Origin of the sequence: Phormidium pseudopriestleyi FRX01 (genome assembly GCF_017313335.1) — a bacterium.
GTDB lineage: Bacteria > Cyanobacteriota > Cyanobacteriia > Cyanobacteriales > Laspinemataceae > Laspinema > Laspinema pseudopriestleyi.
Genome location: NZ_JAFLQW010000627.1, coordinates 1 through 6529, shown reverse-complemented (window position 1 = coordinate 6529; position 6529 = coordinate 1). Strand labels below are relative to the sequence as shown.

Here is a 6529-nt window from a genome sequence, read left to right as displayed (position 1 = left end):
GATCGCGAATTTTGACAATATCCAAAATCCTTTTTTTTAACGTTTCTGGATACCACCGGGATTGAAGACCTTTCCCCTTTTCTCCCGCTTTAATTTTACCCGCCCCTGCTGCTAAAATTCCCCCGTGATTCACTCGGTTTTTTAAAATAGTGTGAAATGCTTTATCTTCCCGGGACAAAGCCGGATAACTTAGCATTCTATTGACCGATTCTGATGAAAATTCAAATCTCGCAATTTTCTCCGCTAAATCGACTCCATTCCCGCTGATAATCGTCTGCCAAACTGCTGCAACTTGGTCATCCAGTTCCACCATTGTCACCTGTTCAGCCAGATCCTCAAAGGCTAGAGTTAAACTCACAATTCCACCTCCAGCAAAAGGCTCAATTGATTCAGCCGGTTTAAAGGGTTGACTGGCTAACCATTGCCGAATTCGGGGGACTAACCATGTTTTTCCCCCCGGATAGCGGAAAGGACTCCGCAGGGGGACGGATGACACATTTACAATGGAATTGCTAGAGAGCGTTTCAAATAGAGAGAGTTGACGCATCAGAACATTAAAATGATAGAAGTTCGCTCACAGAAGGTCATTCAAAATCGGAGCATCCGGGGGATTCTCCAGCTTATTATCTAATTTTTCTTGTAAGGAATCTAAGAAGTTTTCGATAGGACCTACTTCAGAGGTGGCAATTTTATCCAGGGCCGGTTGAAATAAGGTGTAAACAGTCTGAAATCGCTTCAATTGACTTTAAAAGTAAATTTTTCAACTGAAAATTCAAGATGAATGTCGCCTCAAGGTTGTCGGTATTGTAATCATCATAACAAGGATGGGTTTGCCATACCCGATCGCAGGAGTGAATGGAACCCCACCAGGCCCTCAACCCTCAACTCCCGCATCTAAAAAACCTGGGGGGTATGAGTTGTAACCATTGCCAACCCTAGGAATTTGTGAGGTTTTCAGCGTAAAACTGGGTGAGGAGGCGAATCGGTTTGCGCAATTCCTGTGGAGGAGTGGATCTGAGTAGATGCTGTTGGTGAGTTGAAATGGGACTCTAGGACGCCGGTACAGTAGGTCGCGATCGCACCACATGGAGTCCGCATGGAATCCAATTGATCTAGCTGAATCCAGTCAGTGTCTAGGTTCGCTGTTAAAATCGGTGGCTAGTTTTTCATCGGGTTAAAATTGATACAACTTCACTTTTTTTCTGCAACTATAAGTAATAGATGTCGTAGCGTTCAGGTTAGTGATATGGCCGGAGTCCTCAAGCTCGATATCAGAGAAAGTATTGAAGAACTTAAAAGCCTTCTGGCTAAACAAACCACCGCCAGAGGTCGGGAAAGAGTCCAGGCTTTATATTTATTAAAAATCGGCCAAATTAAAACCCTCAAAGAGCTTTCTATTTTATTAGGACGAGATACCGCCACTATTTATCGGTGGTTCCAAAAATATAAAACCCACGGCTTACCAGGAATGCTGTCTATTAAAAAAGGCCAAGGCCGAAAACCGGCAATTCCTCCGAATACGATAGAGCGATTAAGACAAAAACTCCAAGGTCCTGAACGATTTAACAGTTATGGAGAAGTCAAGCGATGGCTTAAGGAAGAATGCGGGGTGGAAGCTTCCTATAAGGTGGTCCATGAAACGGTCCGTTATAAACTCAAATTCAAGCTAAAACCTCAGCGTAAAAAACGGGTCAAGGCGTCCAATTAAAAGCACTCTTTGACCCTATTTTTATCGGGGTGACTGGCCCAGAGATGGTCTGGTTATCCCTTGCCCGTCAGGGGATTTCTGTCCCCGAAATGCTTTACCATTTGGCATTCATCCCCGCTATAAATCCGCGTCGGGCGTGCGATCGCATATTATCTTCGCGCAGTTCCATCAAACAGACTAACTCATCCCCTTTGCCATAGTCCGGATTGCGGTCTAAAAAGTAGCGGACATCGGGTTTATCTTCATATCCATCTTTAATATCGGCCCAACTTCCTCGCAGATGTCCTCGGGAAACGGGAAAGCGAATGAGTCCGGTTTTGGGGTCATAATCTGGACCAAATTTTTTCTCGGCTAAATAGTCCATCAGTCGTTGCATTTCGGGCGGTGTTGGATAGCGATAGGTGGGATAAAACTGATGAGAAAATAGGGGTAAATATCGATAAGTCCGGTAACCTTTAACAATCAGAAACCAATATAAAGGCTCTGTAGGAGCTTGAGCTTTAATTTGACCGGCTAATTGACACCAAGCTAAAGGGAGCGTTTGTTCTCCCCAATAGTCGCGATGGACAATGGTATCCCCTGAAAAAACAGCTCGTTGGGCTTGTTGTTCAAATTCAAAATCCCAGACAGCTACGGTAGAAAAACCCTGTAACTTTTTTTCTATATCCCATAAGGCAATCACATAATTTTTATGATTCAAATCATCATAAAAACTCTCAAAACTGGTATATTCATAATAGATTTGATATAATTCATACATGGTTTGGCGGAGTTTTGCATCAATGTGATATTGCCGGATAATTTCTGCGATTAGCTTGCTCATAAGGGATTGATTTAAGGAAGGAGAGGAAAATAAATCGTCCAAGATTGGCAACCGTAGCCCGAAAAATTTAGAGTTATCTTGGATCTGAAAAAAGGTTGAATCTCATTCAGAATGCACCCCATAAGTTTATCAAAAACCCTGGGAATATGCTGGAGTGGTGCGGGGTAGCTGATAAAAACTGGGGTGCGATCGCCCCCCGGGCTTGCCATTGCTAGGGGACCCACTGGAAAGGGATTCCCTAAACCAGACTCCAGAGAGGGGAGGCGCAAGTAGAGGGCCTGCGCATTGCGCCCCTACAAATACACCTTGACAGGGCTAGGGTTTAAGCGGGCAACCCTTATCCTGAGAGAACTTGATAGAATGGTTAAGAATTCCAGATATTGTTTAAGATTTCAAATCTGATCAAAACGGACAAATCAGGGTGACACTGAAGAAGTTGAAAATTCAGAACTTGAAACGTCAATGAAACGGGTCGCACTACTAATCGGAATGAGTCAACATGAAGCGGGAGAGGACGAAGACCCTGATCTACCCCCTCTGCCTACGGCGAAACAGGATGTATCCGCGATCGCCCAAGTATTGCAGCATCCAGAACAGGGCGGATTTGCCCCTGCCGATGTCCAAAAACTCATCGATCCCGACCTGCAAAGTATCCGGTCCGGCCTTGAGGTCCTGTTGCGCGATCGCCAACCCGAGGACTTGGTATTGCTGTATTTTTCCGGTCATGCGATCGCTGACTCCACGGGATCGCTATATTTTGCCACCCGGAACACGACCCGGGAACACCTCACGACTACGGCGATCGCAGCGGACTTCTTGCAGGCACTCTTGTACACCAGCGTGGCCCAGCAACAAATTATCATCCTAGACTGCTATTTCAGTGGTGGGACTGGAATTGTCGATGTCAAACAGCAATTGGGAGGCTATGGAAAAGCCATTCTCACCGCCTCCACCACCTTTCAATCCCTGAACCGTTGGGGCGATCGCATTGCTCATCCCAACCCCGCCATCAACTGTCTCGACTATTCCGCCAAACAACATCACTTGGGACTCTCCACCTACACCGCCTACTTCATCGAAGGCATCGAAACCGGGGCCGGGGATCTGAATCGCGATGGCACAATCTCTCTGGATGAATTGCACCACTACGCCAGTCAAAAGGTGCAAATCGTTGCCCCAGCGTTGCAACCGGCAATCTACGCACTCCCGGAAATCGGTGCAGTCTCACTGACGATCGCCCCCCAAGATAACCCTCACCTGACCTACCAATTAGCTGTTGAAAATTTTCTGGGACGCAGTGGCGGCAATCTTTCCTTACTCAGCCTCCGTAGCTTAGAAATTCGCCGCGAAAGCCTGGGAATCTCCGCAACGGATGCCCTGATCATTCAAGAAAATGCCCTAAAACCCTATCGACAGTACCAAACTAAATTACAACTCTATAAAACCGTCGTTAGATCCGTGATGCAGCTTCAGGACTTGCCTCTGAGTCCCGAAATCGACCAAGATTTGCAACATTTACGTCGGGATATCCTCGGCCTCGGCGAACTTGATGTCCGAAGCATTGAAGAACCTCTGTATCCCTCGGCACTGGCGAAAAGTTTTCCCACTTTGATGGTCGCCTGGGCGAGTATAACTGTAGTTCTGTTCTTCGGTAGTTATTCTATATATAAGTACCTGATCGACCCGGTTCCCTCCCCGTCCCTCTCGACCTGGCTGGAAGCGATCCCGATCCCTTCCTTTTCCCTGGCGACTCCTGACCCCAGTCCCGAACCGTCACCGGAATCCGAAACTAAACCCGAACCTCAACCTCGACGACCCCAGAACAAAACACTCAGGCCCCTACCACCCCGTCCCCAAGCGATCGCGTTTCAGGTCCCGACAGAGGACCCGATGGTACTCACGGGTCATGTCGGTCCGGTTCAAGGACTGGCGATCGACCCTGAAGGCACTCTGTTGATTAGTGGGAGTTGGGACAATACTCTGAAGATCTGGGATTTAGAAACAGGGGAAGTCCGAGAAACCCTCAGATCTGAACGCCCGAGTGTGATTCGAGATGTGGCGCTTGACCCCTATACTCAACGCCTTGCCAGTGCCAGGGATGACGGAACCATCGAGATTTGGCAACTCGATCGCCAAGGGTCGGATCTGACGGTGGAGTTAGAACAAAGCATAGCCGGTCATTCCGGGCCGGTTTATGCGATCGCCATCAGTCCCGATGGACTCACCCTGGTGAGTGGGTCTCAAGATAATACGATTAAAATTTGGGCCATAGAAACTGGGGATCTCCTCCATACCCTCACGGATCATCTAGGACCCGTGCGATCGCTCGTCATCAGTCCCGATGGACAAACCCTGATTAGTGGTGCCGGAGATGCCACGATTAAAATTTGGGACCTAGAAACCGGCGAGTTGCAAAATACCCTCACGGATCATAGTCGTTTGGTCCGAGGACTGGCGATCGCCCCCGATGGCAAAACTCTCGCCTCTGCCAGTTGGGACCGCACTATAAAAATTTGGGATCTCACAACCGGCGAGTTACAAAATACTCTCATCGGCCATACCGATTTAGTCGTTTCTGTGGCTATTAGTCCCGACGGTTCAACGGTTGTCAGTGGCAGCGATGATGACACGATTAAAATATGGGATTTGTCCACTGGGGAAGAACTCGCCACCCTCACCAATCACGTCAGTGATGTCTTTTCCCTCGTCTTTAGTCTGGATGGCAAAACCCTCGCTTCTGCCAGTTGGGATCAAACTATCCGAGTCTGGCGATCGCCTTAGTTCAGGATGAAGCAAGGGGGAGATCTCCAGAGAAAAACGAGTCTCCCATCTCCTCGCTTCATCCTCAGTAACTTGCTTCCTACCTGATTTGCAGGAATCATGGATCTTGATAGGGTGGATGTTGGCGAAGGGTTCCGAGGCGGCTTGGAACCTTTGGCAGTTTCGAGTCAAGAATCACTATAGTCAAGAGCGAACAAGATGCTCGCACACACCATCGATTAAAATTAATAAAACACCCGTTAATCACAACATCAGGAGACATTGACCTTGGCTACACTTGGGGTTAATATTGACCACATTGCCACAATTCGACAAGCAAGGGGGACCGTAGAACCTGATCCCGTTGCGGCAGCAACCTTAGTCGAACTTGCCGGTGGCGATGGGATTACCGTGCATTTGCGTGAAGACCGTAGACATATTCAAGACCGTGACGTGCGTCTGTTGCGGGAAACAGTCCGGACCCATTTAAACCTAGAAATGGCGGCGACGGACGAAATGGTAAAAATCGCCCTGGATATTAAACCCGATTATGTCACCTTGGTTCCGGAACGACGAGAAGAACTGACCACGGAAGGCGGACTGGATGTCGCCGGACAGCGCGATCGCATGGAGGGAGTGGTGGATACCTTACAATCAGCCGGAATTCCCGTGAGTTTATTTATTGATGCCGATCACGCTCAAATTGAAGCCTCGGTTGAGGTCAAAGCGCAATTTATCGAACTGCATACCGGACAATACGCAGAAGCCAAAACCGAAGCCGAACGCGATCGCGAATTGGCTATTTTAAGCGAAGGCTGTAACCAGGCAATCTCTTCGGGTTTGCGCGTGAATGCCGGACATGGACTCACTTATTGGAATGTCTATCCCATCGCCAAACTGTTAGGAATGGAAGAACTGAATATTGGTCATACCATTATTTCTCGCGCTGTTTTAGTTGGATTAGAGCGTGCCGTCAGAGAAATGAAACAAGCGATGCAAGGCCATTAATTAACCTTACAAAAGAAAGAAAAAAATTGGGGAGTATCCCAATAAAAGCCGCCCTCACCCTAAATCCCTCTCCCAAAGGGGGAGAGGGACTGAGGGTGAGGGCTTCTCCCTTTTTGGGAGAATGGGGCTCCGGGGGATGAGGGGCTTACAAGAGTAGGGTTTTTACGTTTATGGTGATTTGCCTTAAGATTAACTCCACCTCCGGTTCCCGGACCTTGGCAAGGTCCGGG

The 6529-nt window shown here is 48.1% G+C and carries 6 protein-coding genes; 3 read left to right on the top strand and 3 right to left on the bottom strand.

All coding sequences use genetic code 11. From position 1 onward, the window contains the following. Positions 1-547, bottom strand: a 547-nt coding sequence (locus tag J0895_RS23810; protein ID WP_207090471.1) for a DNA adenine methylase, incomplete at its 3' end; no start/stop codon positions are given. Between the two features lie 27 nt (positions 548-574). Further along, on the bottom strand, positions 575-739 hold the full coding sequence (locus tag J0895_RS23805; protein WP_207090470.1) for a hypothetical protein: 165 nt from the start codon (positions 737-739) through the stop codon (positions 575-577). Positions 740-1246: 507 nt separating this feature from the next. Between J0895_RS23805 and J0895_RS23800 the strand changes: the two genes are divergently transcribed. Then, positions 1247-1708, top strand: coding sequence for a helix-turn-helix domain-containing protein (locus tag J0895_RS23800; RefSeq protein ID WP_207090469.1), 462 nt, complete (start codon positions 1247-1249; stop codon positions 1706-1708). 94 nt (positions 1709-1802) lie between these two features. Here J0895_RS23800 and J0895_RS23795 read toward each other — a convergent pair whose 3' ends face one another. Further along, a complete protein-coding gene (locus J0895_RS23795; RefSeq protein WP_207090468.1) occupies positions 1803-2531 on the bottom strand; it encodes a hypothetical protein in 729 nt (242 codons plus the stop codon). A gap of 462 nt (positions 2532-2993) precedes the next feature. Here J0895_RS23795 and J0895_RS23790 point away from each other — a divergent pair, with 462 nt between their 5' ends. Together J0895_RS23790 and J0895_RS23785 are read left to right on the top strand one after the other, a co-directional pair. Continuing rightward, positions 2994-5312: a caspase family protein gene (locus J0895_RS23790; RefSeq protein WP_207090467.1), complete on the top strand. Its 2319-nt coding sequence runs from the start codon at positions 2994-2996 to the stop codon at positions 5310-5312. A gap of 267 nt (positions 5313-5579) precedes the next feature. After that, positions 5580-6299 (top strand): pyridoxine 5'-phosphate synthase, encoded by a 720-nt coding sequence (locus J0895_RS23785; protein WP_207090466.1) that lies wholly within the window; start codon positions 5580-5582, stop codon positions 6297-6299. The last annotated feature ends 230 nt before the right edge of the window (positions 6300-6529 follow it).